Raw genomic sequence first — 24,120 nt, forward strand, 5'->3', positions numbered from 1 at the left:
TTGCTTGAGACTGGCGCTGGTTCTGGGGACCGCCGTGCCTGCCGGCGGCATGGCCGCCGACGACACGCTGGCCGCGGTGCGCGAGCGCGGTGCGGTGCGCTGCGCGGTGGATGGCACGCCGGGCTTTGGCGGGCTGGATCGCGAGGGGCAGCCGGCCGGCGTGGATGTGGCCTTCTGTCGCGCAGTGGCCGCTGCGGTGCTGGGCGATGCGCAGGCCGTCCGCATCGAGCGCATCAGCACGGCGAACAAGTTCCAGGCGCTGGTGGGCGACGAGGTGGATATCGCTTTCGGCATGGCCACCTGGACGCTGACCCGCGACGCCGCCCTCGGGGTGCGTTTCGTGGCCCCGGTGTTCCACGACGGACAAGCCCTGATGGCGTGGACCGATACGCCGCTGCGCAGCCTGACGGATGCGGCCGGCAAGCGCGTGTGCGTGCAAAGCGGTACGACGTCCGCTGCCAACCTGGCGGACGTGTCGCGGGTGCGCGGGCTGGCGCTGCAACTGGTCGAGTCGCCCAGCACCGAGATGCGCCTGCAACGCTTCCTGCGCCGCGACTGCGAACTGATCAGCGGCGATCGCGCCGAACTGGCCGCGGTGCGGGCCACCCGCACACCCGATCCGGCGCGCTGGCAGATCCTCGACGAGACCTTCTCCCGCGAACCGCTGGGCCCCTATGTGCGCGCGGGCGACGAGCGCTGGTTCGGCATCGTGCGGTGGGTGATCAACGCCACGCTGATCGCCGAGGTCTACGGGATCGATTCGGGCAGCGTCGGCAAGGTGGACGAACACACCGCCTCGGGCGAGGTGCGCATGCTGGCCGGCCGCGACCCGACTTCCGGCGCGGCGCTCGGCCTGGGGAGCGACTGGGCGCGCAACGTGATCGCCCAGGTCGGCAACTACGCGGAGATCTTTGCCCGCAGCGTCGGCAGGGAGAGCGCGCTGGGTCTGGAGCGTGGGCCGAATGCGCTGTGGCGCGACGGCGGTCTGTTCTTTCCGCCGCCTTTGCGCTGAGCGCTGGCGGCTGTTGCTGCTACCGCCTGTTCGGGAACTCCGGCCCTGGGTTCAGGCCCAGGCCACGTCGCCGCACAGCACGCGGCGCTGGCCGCCGGCCTGGAAGCAGATCGACACGGTGACGCACAACACGGCGCTGGAGATGCACAGGTAGGGGCGGGTCACGCAGACGCGCCCCGGGGTCTCCATGGCGCGGCGGAAGTAGGGGCGGCGCGACCAGCGCGAACGCGCGGCGTCGCTCTCCGGGGTGATGCCTTCGGCCAGGCGCTCGCCGTGCGCCGGAATGTTGCGGCTGATCTGGAAGCCCTGTTCGTCCAGCATGTAGCAGCGCAGCGCGCCGGGCTGGCCGAGAAAGAGCCGCAGCGCCTCGTCCGCGCTGCGGCGGTCCGCCAGCAGGGAGGCGGCGTGGCCGATGGCATTCACGTAGTCACTGATGCGCTCGCGGTAGCGCCGGGTGTCGTCGGCCTGCGAGGTGTCGTAGTCGGTCCACACCGCGTCGATGGCGGCGACCGACGGCGCCGGATCGGGCGTCTCGCCGCTGGGGCGGCCGAAGAAATAGCCCTGGGCGAAGTCCACGTCGGCCGCCATGGCGATGCGCGCCTGTTCGGCGGTCTCGATGCCTTCGAGCAGTACCAGCGATCCGGCTTCGTGCAACAGCTCGACGATCTGCGGCAGCAGGCGGCGGGCGCTCTCGTCGATGGCCGCGCGCACCGCGAAGTCGCGGTCGAGCTTGACGATCTCCGGCTTCAGCCGCCAGACGCGGTCGAAGTTGGAGTGCCCCGCGCCGAAATCGTCCAGCGCGATGCGGCAGCCGAGATCGCGCAGGTAGAGCACGCTGGACTCGAAGGAGGAATCGTCGGTCAGCACGTCCTCGGTGATCTCGATGACCAGCCGCTCGGGCGGCAGATCGAACGCGGCGGCGGTTTCGCGCATGAAGCTCGCGCAGTCGGTCGAGTGCATGCTGGCGAAGGCCAGCGGGTGCATGTTGAGGAACAGATAGCCGCCGGCGCCGAAGGCCGCAGCCTGGCCGATGTGCAGGTAGCGGCAGCTGCGGTCCAGGTCGATCAGTTCCGCCGCGGTGTCGGCCTGGCGCAGCAGCGTCAGGGGCGGCACCGCTTCTCCTGCGGCGTCGGTGGCGCGCACCAGGCCTTCGTGCCCCACCACGCGGCGGTGGCTGAAGCTGACGATAGGCTGCAGGTGGCTGCACAGCCGATGCCCCGCCCAGTCGACCGTCAGCCGTCCGTCGCGGCGGCTGGTCAGGCGCTGCAGCGCGCCGAAATCGAGGAGGGCGTCGCTGCGTGGCCGGAACTCGGGACTGTGGACGGGCATCATGCTCAAGGTCTTGCGCACTTCATGTTGCAGAGCAGCGAAAGATACCCCAATCGATATAATCCCGCATGATCTGTGTCAGGAGAATGTCGTGTTCGAGCAATTGCCGCCGCCGGCGATCCTTCTACCCGCACTGATCCTTGCGGCGCTCTGCGCGGGGCTGGTGTGGCAGGCCGTGAGGTTGAACCGGCTGGGCCGCGAGCTGGCCGAAACCCTGGGCGAGCGCATCGAGGCGCAGCGCGACGAGCAGCAGCGCGAGGCCCTGCGCCGCCAGCAGCTCGACCTGCACGAAGGCTTCGCCCGCCAGCGCGAGGAGATCGCCCTGCGCCTGGCGGAGCAGTCCGGGCTGATGGTCAATGCGCAGGAACGCCTGCGCGGCGAACTGCTCGGCCACACCCTGAAGACGCTCTCCGAGCACGCCCGCGCCGACCGCGAACTGCTGGAAGGCGGCCTGCAGCGCGCCTCCCTGCAACTGGCGGGCAGCATCGAGTCGCTCACCCGCAGCGTCAACGAACGCCTGGAGGCGATCAGCGGGCATGTGAACCAGCGCCTGGACGAAGGCTTCCGCAAGACCAACGAAACCTTCGCCAACGTGATGGCGCGCTTGGCGACCATAGACGAGGCACAGAAGAAGATCGACGGGCTGACCACCAACGTGGTCAGCCTGCAGGAGCTGCTCGGCGACAAGAAGGCACGCGGCGCCTTCGGCGAGGTGCAGCTGGAAGCGCTGGTGCGCAACGCGCTGCCGGCCGAGGCGCGCGAGTTCCAGGCCACGCTGCCCAACGGCACCCGCGCCGACTGCGTGCTGCGCCTGCCCGCGCCCACCGGGCTGGTGGCGGTGGATGCCAAGTTCCCGCTGGAGAACTACCACCGCATGTTCGACTCATCGCTCGCCGAGGCCGACCGGCGCGCGGCGCAGGGCGCCTTCCGCGCCGACGTAAAACGCCACGTCGACGCGATCGCCGACAAGTACATCATTCCGGGCGTCACCTCGGACGGCGCGGTGATGTTCCTGCCCGCGGAAGCGGTGTTCGCCGAACTGCACGCCTACCACCCGGAGGTGGTGGCCCATGCGCAGGCGCGCAGGGTGTGGATCGTCTCGCCGACCACGCTGATGGCGGTGCTCAACACCGCGCGCGCGGTCTTGAAGGACGTCGAGACGCGCAAGCAGATCCACGTCATCAAGGACGCGCTGGCCAAGCTGGCCAAGGACTTCCACCGCTTCGACGAGCGCATGAACGCGCTGGCGCGCCACATCGAGCAGGCCGGGCGCGACGTGCAGGAGGTGCAGGTGTCCAGCCGCAAGATCACCGCGCACTTCCAGAAGATCGAGTCCGCACGGCTGGATGAGCTCGACGAGGCGGAAAAAGAGCCCGCGGTGCCGGCGGTTCAGCCGCCGATGTAGGACATTTCGATCTTGCGCAGGGCCGCGGTGTTGGCGGTGCGGATCTCCGAGTATCGGTCCTCGCGCGCGGCCCACATGCGGGCGATGGCCGCGTCCAGCGTGGCGTCGTCGGCACCGCTGCGCAGCAGGCTGCGCAGGTCGTGGCCCTGCTGGGCGAACAGACAGGTGTAGAGCTTGCCTTCGGTGGACAGGCGGATGCGGGTGCAGGTGGAACAGAAGGCCTGGGTCACCGAGGAGATCACGCCGATCTCGCCCGCGCCGTCCGTGTAGCGCCAGCGCTCGGCCACCTCGCCCTCGTAGTTGGGGTCGACCGGCTCCAGTGGAAAGACCTGGTTGATGCGCTCGACCACTTCGCGCGAGGGCAGCACCTCGTCCATCTTCCAGCCGTTCGAGGCGCCCACGTCCATGAACTCGATGAAGCGCAGGATGTGGCCGCTGCCGCGGAAGTGGCGGGCGAGTTCGACGATGCCGTGATCGTTGGTGCCGCGCTTGATGACGGTGTTCACCTTGATCGGCGCTAGCCCCGCGGCCTGCGCGGCGGCAATGCCTTCGAGCACGCGCTCGACCGGGAAGTCGGCGTCGTTCATGCGCCGGAAGGTGGCGTCGTCCAGCGAATCGAGGCTGATCGTCACCCGGTGCAGGCCGGCGTCGGCCAGCGGGCGGGCGAGCTTGGGCAGCAGCACGCCGTTGGTGGTCAGGGTGAGCTCGACGCCGTCGAGTTCGGCCAGCATGCCGACCAGGCGCTCGATGTTCTTGCGCAGCAGCGGCTCGCCGCCGGTGATGCGGATCTTTTTCACCCCGCGGGCGACGAACAGGCGCGCCACGCGGACGATCTCCTCGAAGCTGAGCAGGTCGCGGCGGGGCAGGAAGGGGTAGTCCTTGTCGAACACTTCGCGCGGCATGCAATAGATGCAGCGGAAGTTGCAGCGGTCGGTCACCGAGATGCGCAGGTCGTGCACCTGGCGCCCGCGGCGGTCGCTCAGCGCAGCGCCGGGCGGCGGCAGCGGGCCCGCGGCGGGGGCGGACTCGAGGCCCGCCTGCTGGATGGGGATGACCTTCATCTGCGGACGATGTGGGGAAAGTGGCGCGGTTTATCGAAGAGTGGGCCGCGGCGCCTGCGGCCTGCCCCGATTATCGGCACGCGGCCCCGGCAAGGCAAGCTGCCGGGCGTTCAGCCACGGCGTGCGCCGGAGGAGACGCCGGCCAGCCGGCGGAACTCGTCGCCGAGATGGCGGATCATGTGGCGGAACTGCGCGTAATGGTGCTCGGCGGGTGCGTCCGATCCGTTGCCGCGATCGGCCCACATCACCCCGAGCGGGCGCTCCGCCGCCTGCAGGCTGCCCACCAGGAAACCGCCTGTGGGTGCCAGCGGGGCGAGGGCCGGCGGAAGCTGCCGGCGCGCCACCGGCACGCGGGCGGCGGCGACATGCAGGGCGCTGCCGGGGCGCTGGTAGAGACGGGCCAGCAGATTGTCGTCGGCCGAAGACCCTGCCAGGCTGCGTGCTGGCGGCGCAGGATCGAAACCGTGGGCGAAACAGCACACCAGGCGGTCGGCGTTCGAGGCCTTGAGCATCAGCAGGCAGCGGCGCAGGCCGATGCCTTGCTCCAGCGTGCGCACCAGGGCCGCCATGAAGCTGCGCAGGTCGCGGTGGGCGCCCGCGCGGCAGTCGCGCACGAAGGCGTCCACGATGGCCGGGTCGGCCGCGGGCGCTTCCGCGCGTCGTGCGGGCGCGGCGGGAGTCAGGTCGCTGAACAGGTCGACGTCCGGTGGGCGTGCTGCCGCCGCCCGTGCCGGAGCAGCCGGTTCGTGCGACGGACCGGCCCGGCGTGCGGCAGCGACCCGCAAGGCGGCAGGCGTGTGGCGGACCGCCGGCGGCCAGAACAGCTGCTGGGCCGGGGTGAACACACGCCCGCCCAGCACGGGGGCGCGACTGGCGCGCACCGCCACCTGGTGCGCGTCGGCGATCACCCGGTCGAGCGGCTGGTGCAGCAGGGCGGACGCCGCGCGCATCAGGGCCAGGGTGCGCCGGCTGTACCAGCCGTCGCAGGCGCTCCAGGCGAGCAGATGGGCGAGCACGGCGAGCATGGTGCGCGAGCGCAGCCGGCGGGAGAGGTCGGTGGGCAGGGCCGGTGCGATGCTGCCGGTCCACGCGTGGTGGGCGGCCTCGGCCAGCAGCCGCGGGTCCGGGGTCATGGCCTCGGTCAGCAGCGGGTCCGTGCTGAGTCCGGCGGCTGCCAGCAGCGCGCCGTTGAGCGCGTTGGTGTCGCAGCCGAGCAGTTCGCGTTCCACGCAGGCGCGATGCTCGCCGGCGCGGGCGCGGCGTTCGATCTGCAGATGCACTTCCGGCGCGGCCAGCGGCAGCTTCCAGCGCGCGAGTCCGAGGATCATCGCCACCCACTGCAGGTACTCGCCGCTGCCGCCGGGGTTGGCGCGGTCCCAGTGCTCGACCAGGGCAGCCGCGAGGCGGCTGGTGGACATCGCCTGCAATGCGCCCCGATGGGCCGGCCGTTCGTCGCTGAACAGGCGGTTCATGCGGGTGCGGGCGAGTTGCTGGACGCGGTCGATGCCGAGCACGCTGAGCGCGTGCTGCAGGCCCTGGACCTCGCCCTGCAGGCGGGGCAGACGGGCCGCCATGAGAATGGTGTCGAGCGCCAGCGGGGGTTCGGCGAGCAGCAGGCGGCCGAGTTGCTGCAGGGACAGGGCCGGTTGCAGCAGCGCAGCGCGCCCGGCCTCGTCGCCCAGTACCGGCAGCTGGACCTGCGCGAGCAGGTCGCGCCAGAAGGCCAGTCCGCCGGACGGGGCGCTCATCTCTCAGTCCAGGACGTTGAGGATGCCGTCCAGGCCGCTGTGGTCCAGGCAGCAGTCGGCCACTTCGCGCAGCACCGGCTTGGCGCGGAAGGCCACGCCGAAGCCGGCTTCGCGCAGCATGGGAATGTCGTTCGCACCGTCGCCCGCGGCGATGGTCTGTTCGGCGCGCAGTCCGCGCGTCTCGCGGGCGCGCACCAGGTGGGCGGCCTTGGCTGCGGCGTCGATCACCGGGCCGGTGACCCGCCCGGTCAGGCGGCCGTCGCTCACTTCCAGTTCGTTCGCCCAGGCTTCGTCGAAGCCCAGGCGCTGCTTGAGGCGTTCGGTGAAATAGGTGAAGCCGCCGGACACCAGCACGGTGTAGATGCCGGCCTGCTTGAGCCCGCGCAGCAGGCGCTCGGCGCCGGGGTTGAGCGCCAGGCGTTCTTCATACACCTCGGCCAGGGCCTCGACCCGCAGGCCGGCGAGCAGGCTGACGCGGCGGGTGAGCGATTCGCGGAAATCGATCTCGCCACGCATCGCCGCCTCGGTGATCTCCGCGACCTCGTGCTTGAGGCCCTGGAGGTCGGCGATCTCGTCGATGCACTCGATGTCGATCAGGGTCGAGTCCATGTCGGTGACGAAGAGGCCGAAATCGCCCAGGCGCCGCCCCTTGGGTGTCCAGGCGAAATCAAGCGCGGCGCGCGCGCAGACCGCCGCGACCTCGCCGTGGGCCTGGGCATCGACCAGGCGGAAGGCGGTGGGCGTGATCTGCACGATGCTGCTCGCGCCGGTCAGGCAGGCGAGCGTCTTCAGGACGTTGGAGTCGACCTCCGGACCCTGTACGACCAGGTTCATGCAGGCACACCCCGGTTGGCCAGCGCTTCGCGCAGCACCCCGGCGGCGTTGCGGATCATCTCGTCGGTGGTATCCCAGCCGACGCAGGCGTCGGTAACCGAACAGCCGTACTTGAGCTGCGAGAGATCGGCCGGAATCGACTGGTTGCCGGCCTCGATGAAGCTCTCGATCATCAGGCCGACCACCGAGCGGTTGCCCTCGCGGATCTGGTGGATCACGTCCTTCATCACCAGGGGCTGGAATTCGGCCTTCTTCCACGAGTTGGCGTGCGAGCAGTCCACCACGATGTTCACCGGCAGCTTGGCCTTGGCCAGCGCCTGTTCGGCAAGCGAGATCGACACGGTGTCGTAGTTGGGGCGGCCGCCGCCGCCGCGCAGCACCACGTGGCCCAGGCGGTTGCCGCGGGTGCGCAGGATGGCCGACTGGCCCTTGCCGCTGATGCCCAGGAAGCTGTGCGGACGCGAGGCCGAGATGATGGCGTTGATCGCCACGTCCAGGTCGCCGTCGGTGGCGTTCTTGAAACCCACCGGGGTGGACAGGCCGGAGGACATCTCGCGGTGGGTCTGCGATTCGGAGGTGCGCGCGCCGATGGCGGTCCAGCTGATCAGGTCGCCGTAGTACTGCGGAGCGATCGGGTCCAGTGCCTCGGTGGCGGTGGGCAGGCCGATCTCGCACACGTCCATCAGGAAGCGGCGCGCCTTCTCCATGCCCTCGTCGATGCGGAAGGAGTCGTCCATGTAGGGATCGTTGATGAAGCCCTTCCAGCCGGTGGCGGTGCGCGGCTTCTCGAAATACACCCGCATCACCAGCACCATGGTGTCGGCGACCTCGTCGGCGAGCTTCTTCAGCCGGCGGGCGTAGTCCAGGCCGGCGACGGGGTCGTGGATGGAGCAGGGGCCGACCACCACGAACAGGCGCTTGTCCTTGCGGTCGAGGATGTCGGCGAGCGCGCGGCGTCCGGCCAGCACGCTGGCGGCGGCACGCTCGGTGAGCGGCACGCGGGCCTTGATCTCTTCCGGCGACGGCATGTGGTCGACGGCGACGATGTTGAGGTTTTCGGTCTGGGCGACAGACATGGCACGCTCCGCGGTGCAGCAAAGAAGGCGGATTGTAACCCGAACGCCTTGCGCGACGCAGTCGCCCATGGATGCTGCGCTGCGCCGCCGCAACCGCCGGGCAGGCTGCGCCGCGACCGCGCATTGCTGCGATAATGCGCCCCCGAAGACGGATTTCCCCCAGGCTGCACATGTCCATCCAATGGTTCCCCGGTCACATGACCTCGGCGCGCAAGAAGGCCGCCGAGACCATGGCGCGTACCGATCTGGTGATCGAGGTGCTCGACGCCCGCATCCCCGAGGCCAGCTGCAACCCGATGATCCGCGAGCTGCGCGAGTTCCGTCAGCGCCCCTGCCTGAAGATCCTCAACAAGACCGACCTCGCCGACCCTGAGGCGACCCGTGCCTGGCTGGCCCACTACGAGCGTCAGCCCGGGGTGAAGGCGGTGGCGCTCTCCTGCAAGAAGCCGGGCGACGTCGCCCGTATCCCGAAGCTCGCGCAGGCGCTGGCGCCGCACCGCAACGACGGCACCAAGCAGCTGCGCCTGATGATCATGGGCATCCCCAACGTCGGCAAATCCACGCTGATGAACGCGCTGCTCAACCGCCGGGTGGCCAAGGTGGGCGACGAGCCGGCGGTGACCAAGTCGCAGCAGACCTTCGACCTCGGCGGCCACATGACGGTGACCGACACGCCAGGGATGATGTGGCCGAAGATCGCCCACGACTCCGACGGCTTCATGCTCGCCGCCTGCCATGCGATCGGCCGCAACGCGGTGATCGACGAGCAGGTCGCAGCCTTTCTCGGAGACATCCTGCTGGCGCGCTACCCGGGCGAACTCGCCGCGCGCTACAAGTTCAAGACCCAGCCCGCCGACGGCCACGCGGTGGTGGAAGAGGTGGCACGCCGGCGCGGCTGCCTGATCAAGGGCGGCGGACTGGACCTGGAGAAGGCCGCCGGCCTGCTGCTGACCGACTTCCGTGCCGGGGCGATCGGGCGGATCAGCCTGGAGACGCCGGACACGCGTGCGCAGATGCTCGCCGCCGCGCGGCAGGCGCCTGCCGCCGCCCCCGATGAACAGGCCCGCGAGGAGGACGCAGATGAGTGAACCGGATGCCGTCGACGCCCGTCTGGTCGAACTGGAGAGCAAGCTCGCCTTTGCCGAGGATCTGCTCGAAACCCTCAACATGACGGTCTTCCGCCAGCAGCGCGAGATCGAACGTCTGCAGAAGCAGTTGCTGCATCTGGGCGAACAAATGCGCAACGTCGCCACGCCCGGCCAGCCGACCAGCCTGCGCGACGAAATTCCGCCTCACTACTGAGCCGGCGGCGCTTCCCCTGCCGCGGCGTCCTGCCGTGTTGCCAGCAGCGGGGCGCGCAGGCGCTCGAAATCGCGCGGCGCCACGTACTGCAGCAACTCCTTGCCGTCGGGGTCCAGGGTGATGCCCAGGCCGAGCGCCGGGTAGAGGAAGTGTTCCTGCTGGCCGGCACCCTTGAAGCGCTCGGCCGGTTCGCCGAAGCGCTCCAGGATGGTGGGCGCATCCAGGTTGGCAGTGGGGATGAAGCCCAGCGCGGCGATCGGCGCCGCCAGCGCGGCGGGCAGGTCCTCCGGGTGCAGGGTGGCCTTGCGGGTGGTGCTCTCCATGAACTCGGTCTTCACCGCGCGCTCGCGCATGGCGGCGATCAGCTGCGCCGGCAGGTCGGCGGTGACCACCAGGCGGCCGGTGATGAAACCGGCCTTGGTGCTGCCGTTGTAGCCTTCCAGCGAACTCTTGCCGTCCTTGGGGGTGACGATGGCGATCTCCAGTTCCTCGCCGTAGCGCGCCCGCGCATCGCCCAGGGTGTTCGCACCCAGCGTGAAGCCCAGCGCCCGCGCGGTACCGTCGTCGGCCACCTCGATCTGCCAGGGCAGGTCGCCGAGTTGCGGGTCGCGGGTCTCGACGAAGGGCATGTAGATGAAGGGCGCGATGATGACGATGGCGACGGCGACGAGGATTAGCGGAATCGGTTTCATCCGGGGGCGGGGCTCCGTGGGGAATCGTTGGTGGGCGCTCAGGCGCCCGGGCGGGTGCGGTAGAACTGCAGCGGCGTGGCTTCTGCCTGCTTGAGCACGTTCTTCTTGATACGCCCGACCACATGCATCTCGCAGGGCTTGCAGTCGAAGCGCAGGGTGAGGCGTTCGCTGCCGTTGACCAGCACCAGCGGCTCGGCGCGGATGGTGCCGGCCACCCCGGTGACCCCGGCGGTCTGCTTGGGACACAGGCTCAGGCTGTAGCGCACGCAGTGCTTGGTGATCATCAGGCTGGCTTCGCCCAGCTCCTCGTGGCTCTCGTAGGCCGCTTCGATCACCTTCACGCCGTGGCGGGCGTAGAAGTCGCGCGCCTTGTGGTTGAAGACGTTGGCCAGATAGCTGAGGCTGTCTTCCGGGTAAGGCACCGGCGGCTCCACCGCGGCGGCACGCGGCAGGCGCTGCCAGGCCGCGGCGCGGGCGGCCTCAATCCGCTCGACGGCCTCGCGGCGCAAGGCGTTTACCGCCGCAGCGGGCAGGAACCAGGCGCGGGCGAGAGCGATGTCGATCCGTTCCGCGGAGAAGATGGTGTTGCCCAGCTTGGCGAGTTGTTCGCGCAGCGCGGCTTCGGCACGGGCCGGGTCCTTGGCGGGCTCGAAGGGCTGCGCCAGGGTGGCGCTGGCGCAGTAGTCATCCTCGTCCTGCACGGTGAGCGACAGCCCGTCGGCGCATTCGCGCAAGCTCATCCACAGGCCGATGCGGCGCTCGGCGGATTTCTTCTCCAGCAGGCGGTCCCAGGCCATGTCGGTGTTGCGCGAGATCTCGGTGCCGGCGCGCAGGTCCTTGAGGCGCGCCATGCCGTCGGCCGGCCACACGCGCCAGAGCGCCAGCCGCGGTTCGGAAGCGGCTTGCGCCAGGCGCTCGACCTTGTTGGCGCGAAAACCCACCAGGTTGCGCTGCAGGTCGAAGTAGGTGAGGCCGTCGCCGTTGGCCAGCTGCGCCTCGCTCTCCAGCTCGAAGCTGTCGCGCGCCGTGGCCAGCACGTGGCCCAGCGGCAGGCCGGCCCAGGTGGGTGCGTCGAAGGCGCCGATGTCCGCCTTGCGGCCATTGACGAAGTAGTCGGTGGCGCCGCGGTTGTAATTGCGCTGCGGGTCGGGGGTGAAGCCGTAGCTGCAGCGTCCGCTGGAAGCGCGCGCCAGATCGGGGCGGGCGTCGAGAACTTCGTCGAGCAGCAGGCGGTAGTGGGCGGTGATGTTCTTCACATAGCCCATGTCCTTGTAGCGCCCCTCGATCTTGAAGCTGCGCACGCCGGCATCGACCAGCGCGGCGAGGTTGGCCGACTGGTCGTTGTCCTTCATCGACAGCACGTGCTGCTGGTGGGCGACGATGCGGCCGGACTGGTCGGTGACGTTGTAGGGCAGGCGGCAGGCCTGCGAACAGTCGCCGCGGTTGGCGCTGCGCCCGGTGTGGGCGTGGCTGATGTAGCACTGGCCGCTGTAGGCCACGCACAGCGCGCCGTGGATGAAGAACTCGATCACGCAGCGCGCCGGGTCGGTGGCCGCGCGGATGGCACGGATCTGTTCCAGGGTGAGTTCGCGCGCCAGCACGATCTGCGAGAAGCCGACGTCCTGCAGGAAGCGGGCCTTTTCCGGCGTGCGGATGTCGGTCTGCGTGCTGGCATGCAGCTGGATGGGCGGCAGGTCCAGCTCGAGCAGGCCCATGTCCTGCACGATCAGCGCGTCCACGCCCATGTCGTAGAGCGCCCAGGCGGTGCGCCGGGCGTCGTCCAGCTCGTCGTCGCGCAGGATGGTGTTCAGCGTGGCGAAGATGCGCGCGTCGAAGCGGTGGGCGTGGCGCACCAGGCGCTCGATGTCGGCCAGCTCGTTGCCGGCGCCGGCGCGCGCGCCGAAGGCCGGGCCGCCGATATACACCGCATCTGCGCCGTGATTGACCGCCTCGATGCCGATGTCGACGTTGCGGGCGGGGGCGAGCAGTTCGAGCTGGGTGTCGGGAAAGCGGGGCTGCGGCGGCGTCATGGCAAGGGGCGGGTGAAGGCAGGGCGCAATGATACCGGTTCGCCCGCCTGCGGTGCCGCCCGCGGCGCGAGCGGCGTATCCTTGCGCTGTGCGCGACAAGGCAGGAGGAGAAGGCCGATGGTCATCCGCGTGGTGCGCCTGGGCAGCCCCCGGGCGGCAGATGAAGGACTACGCCTCGGCACGGTGCGCCGCCCGCCGCGCGGCGTGCCCAAGACCGAGTTCGCCAGGCAGGACTGGTACGACCTGTGGTTTCCCAATCTCGCGCCCAGCGTGGACACGATGAAGATGGCCCAGGCGGCGGAAACGCCTGCGCAGTGGGCCGCCTTCGCCCGCAAGTACCGCGCGGAGATGTCTGCGCCGCTGCCATCGCACGATCTCGACCTGCTCGCAGCCATGTCGCACCGGACCAATTTCTCGGTCGGCTGCTACTGTGCGGACGAGGACCACTGCCATCGCTCCATCCTGCGCGCGCTGCTGGCGGAGCGCGGAGCGGCGGTCGAGGCGTAGGCGTATCGGACGCAGCCGCTGTCCAGGCCGCCCCCGCGGACTACCGCTCGTCCTCGTCGCGCCCGAACAGGGAGTAGTGTTCAGCGCGGCGCTCGCGCTCCTTCCAGGTGTCGGCCGATTCGGCTTCGTTCTCGTCGTGCATGACCTTGGTCAGCAGGGCCGCGACCAGGGACATCGCCGACAGGCAGAAGGCCATGATGCCGGCGGACGGGCCGGTGTAGAGCAGGGTGACCATGGCCGGCAGCACGAAGGCGCCGGTGAGGAAGAAATCGGTCCAGGAAGGCATGGCGGACTCCTTCAATGGATGAGGCGCCCGTGCCATGCTCGGCGGCTGGCCGGACGGGTGTGAGGGGACTGCGGGAAGCTCTTCCATCCTAGACCCCGGCAAGGGGCGCTGCAGGTCGATTTTCGGCAAGCCCGGGCACCCGGCCGGGCCAGGGGAGAAAGCGTGTGAACGAAGTGGCGATGATCATCGTGCTGACGGCCGCGGCGGGCGCCTGCATACCGCTCGGCGGCCTGCTGGCGAGCTTCGAGCGCATCCGCCCGCGCTGGCTGGAACGCGAGTTCCGTCATTTCCTGATCGCGGTCGGCGGCGGCATCCTGATCGGCGCGGTGGCGGTGGTGCTGGTGCCGGCCGGGCTGGACAGCATGGACGGCTCGATGCTGGCGATTCCGCTGGTGCTGGCCGGCGGACTGGTGTTCTTTGCCATCGAGCGCGCGCTCGGGCTGCGGCGGCGGGAGTCGCCGCAACTCATGGGCACGGTATTGGACTACGTGCCGGAGGCCATCGCGCTCGGCGGGCTGGTGGCGCTGGATTCGCCGGTCGCGCCCCTGCTTGCGGCGTTGATTGCGCTGCAGAACCTGCCCGAGGGCTTCAACGCCTATCGCGAGCTGTCCGCCCTCAATGGACGCAGTCCGCGCCGCACCCTGGGCTACATGAGCCTGCTGGTGCCGATCGGGCCGCTGGCCGGGCTGGCAGGCTACTACTTCCTCTCGGCCCACGCCGCGGTGCTCGGCGGCATCATGCTCTTCGCCTCGGGCGGCGTGCTCTACCTGATTTTCCAGGACATCGCCCCCCAGTCGCGCCTGAACCGCCACTGGGCGCCGCCGCTCGGCGCGGTGTGCGGCTTCTGTCTGGCGCTGTTCGGGTCGATGCTGGTCGGCCATCCCGGCTGAGCGTGCTGCGCCCGCCGGGGCAGGCTTGACCTGCATCAAGCGCATCCGCTGCCGGCTTGGCGAGAATTCCGCCATTGCGCAAGGCGGCGAAACGGCCTGCCGTGCGCCCGAACATCCCAGAGGTGATGCGAATGGAACAACTGGCGTGGAGCGACGCGCTGCGCACCGGTATCGACGTGATCGACCGCCAGCACCGTGGCCTGGTCGACATGGTCAATGCCACCGCGATCCGGCTCGAAGCCGACGCAGCATTGAGCGCCGACGAAGTACGGCTGCTGCTCGGTTACCTCAAGGACTACGCCGAGGTCCATTTCGGCACCGAAGAGGCCTTGATGGCCCTGTGCGGCCTGCCGCCCGGCTACGCGCAGGACCACCACGCCAACCACGCGCGCTTCCTGGCCCACGTCGGCGACATGGTCGACGACCTGTCCGACGACGCGGTGCCCGACGGGCGGCAGCTGCTCGCCTTCCTGGCCGACTGGCTGATCCGCCACATCCAGGGCGAGGACCAGGGCCTGGCCCGCCGGCTGCGCGCGGCCCACCCCGAAGGACCGGGCATGCATGCCGAAGGGGCGGTCGGCGGCGGCGTGGGCGCCACCGGCCTGACCCGCCAGTTCGCCGATGTGCTCGCCCTGGGCAGCGCCACGCTGCACGCCAGCGAGGCCGACGTGCTGGAGATGATCACCGAGGGCACCGCGCCCACGCTGGTCATGGCGCTAGATGCCAGCCTGCTGCCGGCCACCGTGCTCCATGCCAACGCCGCGGCCGGCGAGCTGTTCGGCTCACCGGCCGAGCGCCTCGCGGGCCGCGCCAGCGATGCGCTCTTCGGCGAAAACCAGGCCCAGCGCCTCCCGGTGATGATGAGCGAGGTGCTGATGCACGGCGCCTTCGAGGGCGAGATCGACTGCGTCGACGCCGTCGGCGAGCTGCACCCGGTGCAGGCGCGCGTCACCCATCTGGTCCTGCAGGGGCGCATGGCCATTCTGGTGGTGTTCGTGCCGCAGGACCTGCGAAGCGGCAGCCGCAAGGCCGGCCACCCGGAAGAGGCCGTCCGTGACGCGGCAGCCGAGGGGCGCGAGGCACGTGGGCGCAGCCGCGCCACGCTGGCCGGACGCACCGTGTTCTCGCGCCATCCGCTGTTCGGCGTGCTCAACCGCGACGAGCTGCAGATCCTGGAACGCTCGGCCCGCCTGATCCGCCTGCGCAAGGGCCAGGTGCTGTTCCACAAGGGCGACGAACCCGCCGGCATCTACATCGTCATCAGCGGCCAGGTGAGCCTGGCGGCCTCCAACAGCCGCGGCATCGAGAAGGTGCTGGACATCCTCGATCCGCCGGATGTCTTCGCCGAGGTGGAGGTGCTCACCCGGCGGCCGGCGGCGGTGCATGCGCAGAGCCTCAGTACGTCCGTGGTCCTGCTGGTGCCGGCCGACGCGGTGCGCCGCGTGCAGGCCTCCAGCCCGGCCTTCTCGGAAGCGGTGGTGGCCCACCTGGGGCGCCGCGTGCAGCGGCTCACCGGCGAGATCGAAGCCCTCACGCTGCACACCGCCATGGAGCGCATCATCGACCACCTGCTGGCGCATGCGCAGGTCAACGCGCACGGCGTCATCGAGGCTCAGCTGCCGGCGCAGAAACAGGTGATCGCCTCCTATCTCAACATCAGCCCGCCCACGCTGTCGCGTGCCTTCCAGCAGCTGACCGACAACGGCCTGATCACCATCACCCGCCGCTACGTGACCATCCCCGACCGCGAGCGCCTGCTGCGCTTTCGCGACGGCGAGTTGGCCGAGGATCGCGTATAGCGCAGGGCCTCACAGGCTGGTGAGCGCTGCGCGGCGCGGCCGCCGCGGATCGTCGGCGCTCACCGCGGTGACCACGTAGCGCAAGGGACCGCCGGCCTGCAGCGCATCGAAGGGCCAGCAGGTCACCAGGGTGAGCTGGCGGCCATCGCGCGGCTGGGCGAGCGGGCTGAGGTCGTTCTTGTCCACCACCCTCGTGTCGGCGACCCGGTAGTGCAGGGTCTCGCCGGCGGCCGTCTCGATCTCCAGTTCGCTGCCGTCCTCCAGCCACTGCAGGAAGGCGAAATGGGTGTCGCGATGCGCGCCGAGCACGCTGTTGCCGTCCTCGCCCGGTAGCGCGGTGCCGTACATGTGCCCCGGACCGAAGGCGATGGTGCGTCCGTCGGCCCCGGCCAGGACAAAGAGGTCCACACCCTGGCCCGGCGCGCGCAGGCGGGCCACCGGCCAGGTATCGGCCCACGGCCAGGGCTTGACCTGCGTGGCGCCGGCCTGGGTTTCCGCCCAGGCCTGGCCGATCAGCACCTGTGCGAGCCAGGCCTTGGCGTGGATGTAGCCGGCCTGGCCGAACTGCCACAGCCCGGCGGCCAGGGCGAGCGCGGCGGCGGTGCGCAGCACGCGGGTGCGCCACTGCTGGCGGCGCGTGCGCGCCAGCGCGGGGCCGAGGCAGGCCGCGGCCGGCCAGGCGCATTCCACGCCGAGAAAGTCCTTGCTGTTGCAGTGATGGCAGGCTTGCAGGGATCTCATGTCGGGACTCCTTGTGGTTGATGTGAAAGTCGCGTAGCAGACTCCGTCTGCTCCCCTCGCCCACTTGTGGGAGAGGGGTTGGGGGTGAGGGGAACGGACAGCCCGACTTTCATGATTCGGGGCGATCGTCATCCTGTCCGTTCGTTCAGGCGGAAAGGGCAAAGGAACTGCGGCCGCGGCGCTGGGCGGACCACAGCAGGGCGCAGGCGAGCAGGGCCAGGGTGCCGAGCAGCAGGTTCAGCCGTGCATCGGTGGCGCCCATGGGCAGCTGACCGAACACCGCTTCGTGGCGCCAGCCATCTGGCAAGTTGGTGGGCATGGCGCCGCCGTGCAGCGCCTCGCCGGCCGGACGGGCAGGGGTCTTGTCCACCGCGACCAGGCTGGTGTAGCGGCTCACCAGGTGGTGCTCCAGGGCGAGCTCGACGACCGCCGGGCGGATGTCGGCTTCCGGCGTGCCGGCGCGCAGCTCGTCCATCAGGGCGGCGATCTTCTGGCGCGCCCACAGCACGCCGACACCGGTGGCGGGCGAGGCTTCGGCGAGCGGAATTCCGGCGCTCCATTCGACCCCGCGTCCGCTACCGGCGACGCGCAGCGATCCGCCGCCCTTGCGCAGCGCGGCCACCACCATGACCGGCTCGCCGGCATACAGGTCGGGCACGCGGCGCGGCCAGGTTTCCAGCGCGCTGCCGTCCGCCCAGGACAGTTCGATGCCCTTCATCACCGGGGATTCGAGCTTGGCGAACAGCGCCGACATGCGCTCCTGCACCTCGTCGAGCTTGCCGATGTAGGTGAAGCTGCCGCGCCCGGCAGCGGCCGCCTGACGCATGAAGTGGCTGTTGGGCGCCGAGCCGATGCCGACGGTGAACAGGCGCGAATCGCCCAGGCGCTCCTCGATCAGGCGGAACAGCGCCTCTTCGTTGCCCACTGCGCCGTCGGTGAGGAAGATCACCTGGCGCACGCGACCGGCGCGCTCGCTGCCGTCCAGCGCCATCTCCAGCGCCTTCTTCATCTCGGTGCCGCCGCGCGCCTGCAGGCTGCGCACCCAGCGCGCGGCGTGATCGACCGCGTCGCGGCTGGCCGGCTGGGCGGTCGGGAAGAGGGCATAGGCCTCGGAGTTGAATTCGATGATGTTGAAGCGGTCGGCCGGGTTCAGCCGGCGCAGCGCCAGGGCAAGCGCTTCGCGCGCCTGCACGATGGACGTGCCCTCCATCGAGCCCGAGGTGTCGAGGATGAAGACCACCTCGCGCGGCAGCGGTTGTTCGTCGGCGCGCAGTTGCGGCGGCATCAGCATCAGCATCAGCAGGGCGTAGTCGAGATCCTTGCCGGGCTCGCTGAACAGCGCCACCTGCGGCGCGGCGCCGGCGGCCAGCGTCCACACCAGTTCGAAGTCGCGGTTGGCCGGGGTGCTGCCTTCGGCCAGTTCCACCACGCGGCGGTGGGCATGCGGCGCCTCGACGCGCACCGCGTGGTAGGGGCTGTCCACCGCGGCCAGCGGCACGCCGGCATCGAGTTCCACGCGCAGGCTCACCGGGTTGATCGGGCCGGCCGACGGGTGCAGCACCGGCGGGGTGATGCGGTGGGCGTCCGGCACTACGGTGGTGGGCGCCACGGTGCCGTGGCCGGCGCTGCGCTCGCCGTCGGGCGTGCCGGGGATGTAGCGCGGGCCGACCACCATAGGGAAGCGCAGGCTGTAGCGCCCGGCCTCATCGACCAGCTGGTAGTCCAGCGTCTGCTGGTACTCGATCTCCACCCGGATCTCGGCGTCGGGGGCGATGTTGGCCACGCTGGTGGTGAACATGTTGGGCCGCTCCTGCTCGACCAGCGCCGCGCGCTGGCCTTTGGCACGGGCCTGTTCGAAGGTCGCGCGAGCTTCCTCGCGTTCGCGGATCTCGCCTTCGATGAGGCGCTCGCCCACGCGCATGCGCAGGCGGTCGACCGCCGCGTTCTCCGGCAGCGGGAATACGTAGACGCCTTCCAGCCAGTCGCTGCCCGGGTTGCGGAAGGTCTGCATCACGCGGGCGCGGGCCAACGGGCCGTTGACGCGGATCGTTACCTCGGTGGCGAGGGTGGGCAGCGCAAAGGTGGCGCCATCCTCGGTGCGCATCAGCAGCGTGCCCTGGCCGGCCTCGGCGGGGCGCATCGGCACGGCCCGCATCTCGACCGCATGCGCCGGCGCGGCGAGCAGCAGCACCAGGGCGGCGAGCGCCAGCGCCACCCCCAGCCCGCCGGCGAGGATGCGGACGAAGAGGGCGGCGATCTCGACCGCGTGGTGGCGGCCGGGGGCCGGGGCGGGGCCGCGGGCGGCGGTGGTGGTATTCATTGCTTGTTCTCCCTTTGCGTTGGCCGGGGCATCTGCCGGTGTTGGCATTTGAGCGCCGCAAGCGGTCGGCTTTCGGCGGCAAAAGGGGAGAAGCGCGGGCGAAATGTGGCAGGAAAATGGCTCTTGCGCCGCAGCCCGGCGGCGGAGGCTGTGCAGCCGGGGCGCGGTGCTATAGTCGGCCCCGGATCAACAGCGACAATGCATATGGGACGCCGCATCGCCATCGTCGAGGACGAAGCCGCCATCCGCGCCAACTACGCCGAGGCCCTGGCCCGCCAGGGCTACGAGGTGGCCGCGTACGCCGACCGCCCGCAGGCGCTGGCCGCCTTCCGCGAACGCCTGCCTGACCTGGCGGTGGTCGACATCGGCCTGGGCGACGAGCCCGAGGGCGGCTTCACGCTGTGCAGCGAACTGCGCGCGCTGTCGAAGCGCCTGCCCATCATCTTCCTGACCGCGCGCGATTCGGACTTCGACGTGGTCTCCGGCCTGCGCCTGGGGGCGGACGACTACCTCACCAAGGACATCTCCATGCCCCACCTGCTGGCGCGGATTGCGGCGCTGTTCCGCCGCATCGACGCGCTGGCCGACGCGCAGCCCCAGGAGGACGTCATCGAACGCGGGCCGCTGCGCCTGGACGCGATGCGCCTTTCCGCGCAATGGCGCGGGCAGCCGGTGGATCTCACGCTCACCGAATTCTGGATGGTGCACACCCTGGCCAAGACCCCCGGCCACGTGAAGAGCCGCGACCAGCTGATGCACGACGCCCGCCTGGTGGACGACGGCACCATCACCTCGCACGTCAAGCGCATCCGCCGCAAGTTCGCCGCGGTCGATGCCGGCTTCGACGCCATCGAGAGCGTGTACGGCATGGGCTACCGCTGGAAGGCGGCCTGATGACTGAAACCGCCGTGCCGCGCTGGCGCATCAGCCTGCGCGCCAAGCTCGCGCTGCTGGCCCTGCCGCTGCTCGCGCTGCCGTGGGTGGGCTACCGCTACGTCGCCGAGATGGAGGCCTTTCTGGTCGAAGGCCAGCAGCAGGCGCTGATCGGCACCGCCCGCGCGGTGGCCACCGCGCTGCACGAACGCCCGCAGCTGTTGGGCATGCAGGAATGGACGCCGAGCTCGCGGGTGGCGGTCGATGAATCCCTGCTGCCCGGCGAGGAAGTGGTCGACATCGAACATGTGCCGCTGGCCGACCCGGTGGCCGAACGGCGCGCGGTGGAGGAGGTGCAGGCCATCCTGCGCGGCGTGCAGCGCAGCAGCTCGCGGATCAGCTTGGTCAGCCGTGACCTGCGGGTGCTGGCGCTGGCCGGCAGCCTGGAAGCCGAACCGCAGTCCGATACCCTCGCCGAACCGGCCTGGCGCCGCGTATGGCGCGCGCTGGTGGCCCGCATCGTGCCGGCGCCGGGCGAACGCATTGGGGCCGACTGGACGCCGACCCGCGGGCGCGAGGTGCATGACGCCCTGCTCGGCATCCCCGGCGCGCAGTTGCGCACCACGGCCGACGGGCGGGCGCTGGTGCTGAGCGCGGCGCATCCGATCTGGGGCGGCAGCCGGGTGCTGGGTGCCGTGGTGGTGGAGGAGCGCAGTGACTCGGTACTGTCGCTGCGCCAGCATGCGCTGGAACGCCTGCTGCTTTTCACCCTGGGCGGCTTCGGCGTGGTGGCGGTGCTGGTGCTGGGCTTCGCCACCCGTCTGTCCTCGCGCATCCGCCGCCTGCGCGACGAGGCCGAGCGCGCCATCGACGGCCACGGGCACATTGCCGCGGCGCTGCCGGCATCGGCCGCCGGCGACGAGGTGGGCGACCTGTCGCGCAGCTTCGCCGCGCTGCTCGACCGCCTGGCGCGCCATCACACCTACCTGGAGAACATGGCCAGCCGCCTGTCGCATGAGCTGCGCACGCCGATCGCGGTGGTGCGTTCCTCGCTCGAGAACCTGCAGGCGGAAGCGCTGCCGGACGGTGCGCAGACCTACATGGGGCGCGCGCAGGCCGGCTTGTCGCGGCTGTCGAAGATCCTCTCGCGCATGAGCGAGGCGTCGCGGCTGGAGCAGGCGCTGGCCAGCACCGAGACCGAGCGCTTCGACCTGCGTGCGGTGGTGGCCGAATGCGTCGGCGGCTACCGCATGGCCCATCCGCAGCGCGCCTTCGAGGCCGACCTGCCGCCCTATCCGGTGTGGGTGCGCGGGGCCCCCGACCTGGCTGCGCAGATGCTCGACAAGCTGGTGGACAACGCGGTCGACTTCGCCGAACCGGGCACGCCGGTGCGTGTGGTGCTGCGCTTCGAGCTCACCACCGCGACCCTGTCGGTGATCAATCGCGGCCCGGCGCTGCCGGCCGATTTGCAGGCGCGCCTGTTCGACCCCATGGTCTCCGGGCGCAAGCGCGACAGCTCGGACGAGCCGCATCTGGGCATCGGCCTCTACGTGGCGCGGATGATTGCCGCCTTCCATGGCGGCAGCCTCAGCGCACACAACCTGCCGGGCGGCGATGGGGTGTGTTTCAGCGCGGTGCTGCGGCTGAGTTGAGCGGTTCGCGGCGGTCGGACGAGCCCGCCACCATCTCCGTTATAAGCATTGCGGTTATATGGAAATGGAAAAACATTCTTGGACCATCTAAGGCGGGATGGTTATCGTTTGTGCGCCGCACCGTAGCGGCCTCAACCGATCCGTCCACGCCCGATGTCGTCCCTAGACCTGCCGCTGCTGTTCGTCGTCTTCGTCCTCGCGGCGGTGCTGGTGGCCTTCGTGCGCGAAAAATGGAGCCCGGACGTGGTGGTCGCGGCCGGCGTCGCCGCCCTGCTGGTGGCGCAGTTGCTCACCCCGGCCGAAGTGCTGTCGGTGCTCTCCAACCCGGCCCCGGTGACCATTGCCTGCATGTTCGTGCTCTCCGCCGCGCTGGAACGCACCGGCTGCGTCGAGGTGCTGGGCAACTGGCTGGGCGCGCTGGTGGGCGACAACCCGGTGCGCCTGCTCGGCGGCCTGATGCTGCTGGCCATCCTGATTTCCGCCTTCATCAACAACACCCCGGTGGTGGCCATTCTCACCCCGGTGGCCATCGCCCTGGCGCGGCGTTCCAGCACCCAGCCGTCCAAGCTGCTGATTCCGCTTTCCTACGCCACCATCCTCGGCGGCACGCTGACCATGATCGGCACCTCGACCAACATCCTGGTCGATGGCGTGGCGCGCAAGCAGGGCCTGGAGCCCTTCGGCATGTTCGAGATCACCCTGGCCGGTTCGGCGCTGGCGGCCAGCGGCTTCATCTTCGTAATGCTGTTCGGCCGCCGCCTGCTGCCGGCGCGCGAGACGCTTTCACGCATGCTGCGTCCCGACCTCGAGCGCACCTTCATGAGCGAGCTGCTGGTGCCGCACGACTCACCGATGAGCGGCCGCACCATCGCCGAGGCCAACCTCAACGGCAAGGCCGGCCTGCAGGTGCTCAAGCTCTTCCGCGGCGACGAGGTGATCACCGAGCCGCCCAACACCACGGTGCTGGCTGCGGGCGACCGCCTGGTGCTGCACACCACGGTGCGCGACGTGGTCGAGCTGCGCGAGTCCGGCAAGCTGGAGTTCTCGCGCGGCAACGCCTTCGAGACCATCGCCACCCGCGACGTGATGCTGGTGGAGGCCATCGTCGGCCGCAACTCGCGCTATGTGCACCGTCCGATGCGCGACCTCGACCTCACCGCGCGCTACGGCATCGCGGTGCTGGCGGTGCACCGCCAGGACGAGAACGTACGCAGCAACCTGGACGACTTCCAGCTGCAGTTCGGCGACGTGATGCTGGTCGAGGGTACGCCGGCGCAGATAAAGCGCTTCGCCGACAACGGCGACCTGATCAGCCTCAACGACGTGCAGGAGCGCGCCTACCGGCGCGACAAGGCGCCGGTGGCCATCGTCGCCACGCTGTCGGTGATGGTGCTCGCGGCCTTCAAGGTGATGCCGATCGAGGGCCTGGCGCTGATCGCCGCCGCCGCGGTGCTGGTGACCAACTGCCTGGACGTGGAGGATGCCTACAAGGCGGTGGACTGGAAGATCCTGTCGCTGATCTTCGGCATGCTGGCGATCAGCATCGCCATGGACAAGGTCGGCCTGGTCAGCCTGATCGTGGAGAACGTCACCGCCGCGGCCCCCTGGGCCAGCCCGCTGGTGATGTTCGCCTTCATCTACCTGTTCACCTCGGTGCTCACCGAACTGCTGTCCAACAACGCGGTGGCGGTGCTGATCACGCCCATCGCCATCGGCCTGGCGCAGCATCTCGGCGTGGACCCGCGCCCCTTCGTGGTGGCGGTGATGTTCGCCGCCAGCGCGAGCTTCGCCACCCCCATCGGCTACCAGACCAACACCTTCGTGTACAACGCCGGCGGTTACCGCTTCACCGACTTTCTGCGCATCGGCATCCCGCTGAACCTGTTGATGTGGGTGGTGGGCGTGATCGTGATTCCGCTGATCTGGCCGTTCTGATTGCCCGCGGGGCGGGCGGCCTGCCAGAATGGCGGCCCCGCGAACCGACCCGGTCCCACCCATGGCCCTGAAGGCAACCATCTACAAGGCGGAGTTGCAGATCGCCGACATGGATCGCAACTACTACGCGACCCACAACCTCACGCTGGCCCGCCACCCGTCCGAGACCGACGAGCGCATGATGGTGCGCCTGCTGGCCTTCGCGTTGTTCGCCGAGGAAGGGCTGGCTTCCGGCAAGGGGCTGTGTGTCGATGACGAACCCGACCTGTGGGTGCGCGACCTGACCGGCGACATCCGCTGCTGGATCGACGTGGGCCAGCCGGATGAGAAGTGGATCCGCAAGGCCTGCGGGCGCGCGGCGCGGGTGGTGATCGTCAGCTACGGACGGGCCGCCGACATCTGGTGGCAGGGCGTGCGCGACAAGCTCGCCCGCCAGGACAAGCTCACCGTGCTCAACCTGCCGGCGGAGGCCGCACCGGCGCTGGCGACGCTGACCGCACGCTCGATGCGCCTGCAGTTCACCATCCAGGACGGCCAGGTGTGGGTGACCGACGGCGAGCGTACCGTGCAGGTCGAGCCCGTCACGCTGCAGGGCACGGCGCACGCCTGATCGGATACCAGAGTCTTC

At 70.1% G+C, this 24,120-nt stretch carries 21 protein-coding genes; 11 read left to right on the plus strand and 10 right to left on the minus strand.

Features of this window, described 5'->3' with window-relative positions; all coding sequences use genetic code 11:
- The first annotated feature begins 4 nt into the window (after positions 1-4).
- Positions 5-1,012, plus strand: coding sequence for an amino acid ABC transporter substrate-binding protein (locus IAI53_RS05765; protein WP_187717170.1), 1,008 nt, complete (start codon positions 5-7; stop codon positions 1,010-1,012).
- 51 nt (positions 1,013-1,063) lie between these two features.
- Here the strand turns inward: IAI53_RS05765 and IAI53_RS05770 are convergent, their stop codons facing one another.
- Positions 1,064-2,344 carry an EAL domain-containing protein gene (locus IAI53_RS05770; protein ID WP_187717171.1) on the minus strand — a complete coding sequence of 427 codons (1,281 nt, stop codon included), beginning with the start codon at positions 2,342-2,344 and terminating at the stop codon, positions 1,064-1,066.
- 88 nt (positions 2,345-2,432) lie between these two features.
- On the opposite strand from IAI53_RS05770, the gene IAI53_RS05775 reads away from it, so the two are divergent.
- A complete protein-coding gene (locus IAI53_RS05775; protein ID WP_432813914.1) occupies positions 2,433-3,746 on the plus strand; it encodes a DNA recombination protein RmuC in 1,314 nt (437 codons plus the stop codon).
- Here IAI53_RS05775 and moaA read toward each other — a convergent pair.
- The 4 genes from moaA to IAI53_RS05795 form a co-directional block, all read right to left on the minus strand.
- A complete protein-coding gene (gene moaA, locus IAI53_RS05780; RefSeq protein ID WP_187717172.1) occupies positions 3,731-4,807 on the minus strand; it encodes a GTP 3',8-cyclase MoaA in 1,077 nt (358 codons plus the stop codon). The genes IAI53_RS05775 and moaA overlap by 16 nt on opposite strands.
- A 110-nt stretch (positions 4,808-4,917) precedes the next feature.
- The gene (locus IAI53_RS05785; RefSeq protein WP_187717173.1) at positions 4,918-6,555 is read right to left on the minus strand and encodes a hypothetical protein; all 1,638 of its coding nucleotides are present in this window, start codon (positions 6,553-6,555) and stop codon (positions 4,918-4,920) included.
- Positions 6,556-6,558: 3 nt separating this feature from the next.
- Positions 6,559-7,389 (minus strand): phosphoserine phosphatase SerB, encoded by an 831-nt coding sequence (gene serB, locus IAI53_RS05790; RefSeq protein WP_187717174.1) that lies wholly within the window; start codon positions 7,387-7,389, stop codon positions 6,559-6,561.
- Positions 7,386-8,465: a 3-deoxy-7-phosphoheptulonate synthase gene (locus IAI53_RS05795; protein WP_187717175.1), complete on the minus strand. Its 1,080-nt coding sequence runs from the start codon at positions 8,463-8,465 to the stop codon at positions 7,386-7,388. The genes serB and IAI53_RS05795 overlap by 4 nt, the downstream gene beginning before the upstream one ends.
- Before the next feature lie 170 nt (positions 8,466-8,635).
- Here IAI53_RS05795 and ylqF point away from each other — a divergent pair, with 170 nt between their 5' ends.
- On the plus strand, positions 8,636-9,553 hold the full coding sequence (ylqF, locus tag IAI53_RS05800) for a ribosome biogenesis GTPase YlqF (RefSeq protein ID WP_187717176.1): 918 nt from the start codon (positions 8,636-8,638) through the stop codon (positions 9,551-9,553).
- The gene (locus IAI53_RS05805; RefSeq protein WP_187717177.1) at positions 9,546-9,767 is read left to right on the plus strand and encodes a SlyX family protein; all 222 of its coding nucleotides are present in this window, start codon (positions 9,546-9,548) and stop codon (positions 9,765-9,767) included. Before ylqF ends, IAI53_RS05805 begins: the two co-directional genes overlap by 8 nt.
- Here IAI53_RS05805 and IAI53_RS05810 read toward each other — a convergent pair.
- Both IAI53_RS05810 and IAI53_RS05815 read right to left on the minus strand, forming a co-directional pair.
- Positions 9,761-10,459 (minus strand): hypothetical protein, encoded by a 699-nt coding sequence (locus tag IAI53_RS05810; RefSeq protein ID WP_187717178.1) that lies wholly within the window; start codon positions 10,457-10,459, stop codon positions 9,761-9,763. The genes IAI53_RS05805 and IAI53_RS05810 overlap by 7 nt on opposite strands.
- Before the next feature lie 38 nt (positions 10,460-10,497).
- Positions 10,498-12,489 carry a peptidase U32 family protein gene (locus IAI53_RS05815; RefSeq protein ID WP_187717179.1) on the minus strand — a complete coding sequence of 664 codons (1,992 nt, stop codon included), beginning with the start codon at positions 12,487-12,489 and terminating at the stop codon, positions 10,498-10,500.
- A 117-nt stretch (positions 12,490-12,606) separates the two neighbouring features.
- On the opposite strand from IAI53_RS05815, the gene IAI53_RS05820 reads away from it, so the two are divergent.
- Complete coding sequence (locus tag IAI53_RS05820) at positions 12,607-12,996, plus strand: DUF488 domain-containing protein (RefSeq protein ID WP_187717180.1); 390 nt, start codon at positions 12,607-12,609, stop codon at positions 12,994-12,996.
- A gap of 40 nt (positions 12,997-13,036) precedes the next feature.
- Here IAI53_RS05820 and IAI53_RS05825 read toward each other — a convergent pair whose 3' ends face one another.
- On the minus strand, positions 13,037-13,282 hold the full coding sequence (locus tag IAI53_RS05825) for a hypothetical protein (RefSeq protein ID WP_187717181.1): 246 nt from the start codon (positions 13,280-13,282) through the stop codon (positions 13,037-13,039).
- A 164-nt stretch (positions 13,283-13,446) separates the two neighbouring features.
- Between IAI53_RS05825 and IAI53_RS05830 the strand changes: the two genes are divergently transcribed.
- Both IAI53_RS05830 and IAI53_RS05835 read left to right on the plus strand, forming a co-directional pair.
- A complete protein-coding gene (locus IAI53_RS05830; RefSeq protein ID WP_222948171.1) occupies positions 13,447-14,172 on the plus strand; it encodes a ZIP family metal transporter in 726 nt (241 codons plus the stop codon).
- 131 nt (positions 14,173-14,303) lie between these two features.
- Positions 14,304-15,971: a hemerythrin domain-containing protein gene (locus IAI53_RS05835; RefSeq protein WP_187717182.1), complete on the plus strand. Its 1,668-nt coding sequence runs from the start codon at positions 14,304-14,306 to the stop codon at positions 15,969-15,971.
- A 9-nt stretch (positions 15,972-15,980) separates the two neighbouring features.
- Here IAI53_RS05835 and IAI53_RS05840 read toward each other — a convergent pair whose 3' ends face one another.
- Together IAI53_RS05840 and IAI53_RS05845 are read right to left on the minus strand one after the other, a co-directional pair.
- Positions 15,981-16,712, minus strand: coding sequence for a class GN sortase (locus tag IAI53_RS05840; protein ID WP_187717183.1), 732 nt, complete (start codon positions 16,710-16,712; stop codon positions 15,981-15,983).
- A gap of 145 nt (positions 16,713-16,857) precedes the next feature.
- Entirely contained in the window at positions 16,858-19,032 is a 2,175-nt protein-coding gene (locus IAI53_RS05845; RefSeq protein ID WP_187717184.1) for a marine proteobacterial sortase target protein, read from the minus strand.
- 198 nt (positions 19,033-19,230) lie between these two features.
- Here IAI53_RS05845 and pdsR point away from each other — a divergent pair, with 198 nt between their 5' ends.
- The 4 genes from pdsR to IAI53_RS05865 all read left to right on the plus strand — a co-directional run bounded on the left by pdsR (position 19,231) and on the right by IAI53_RS05865 (position 24,102).
- Positions 19,231-19,926 (plus strand): proteobacterial dedicated sortase system response regulator, encoded by a 696-nt coding sequence (gene pdsR / locus IAI53_RS05850; RefSeq protein ID WP_222948172.1) that lies wholly within the window; start codon positions 19,231-19,233, stop codon positions 19,924-19,926.
- Positions 19,926-21,557, plus strand: a complete 1,632-nt coding sequence (locus IAI53_RS05855; RefSeq protein WP_187717185.1) for an ATP-binding protein — start codon at positions 19,926-19,928, stop codon at positions 21,555-21,557. The genes pdsR and IAI53_RS05855 overlap by 1 nt, the downstream gene beginning before the upstream one ends.
- Before the next feature lie 153 nt (positions 21,558-21,710).
- Positions 21,711-23,492, plus strand: a complete 1,782-nt coding sequence (locus IAI53_RS05860) for an SLC13 family permease (protein ID WP_187717186.1) — start codon at positions 21,711-21,713, stop codon at positions 23,490-23,492.
- Between the two features lie 61 nt (positions 23,493-23,553).
- On the plus strand, positions 23,554-24,102 hold the full coding sequence (locus IAI53_RS05865; RefSeq protein ID WP_187717187.1) for a YaeQ family protein: 549 nt from the start codon (positions 23,554-23,556) through the stop codon (positions 24,100-24,102).
- Positions 24,103-24,120 lie beyond the last annotated feature (18 nt).

The organism is Thauera sedimentorum (assembly GCF_014489115.1).
GTDB lineage: Bacteria > Pseudomonadota > Gammaproteobacteria > Burkholderiales > Rhodocyclaceae > Pseudothauera > Pseudothauera sedimentorum.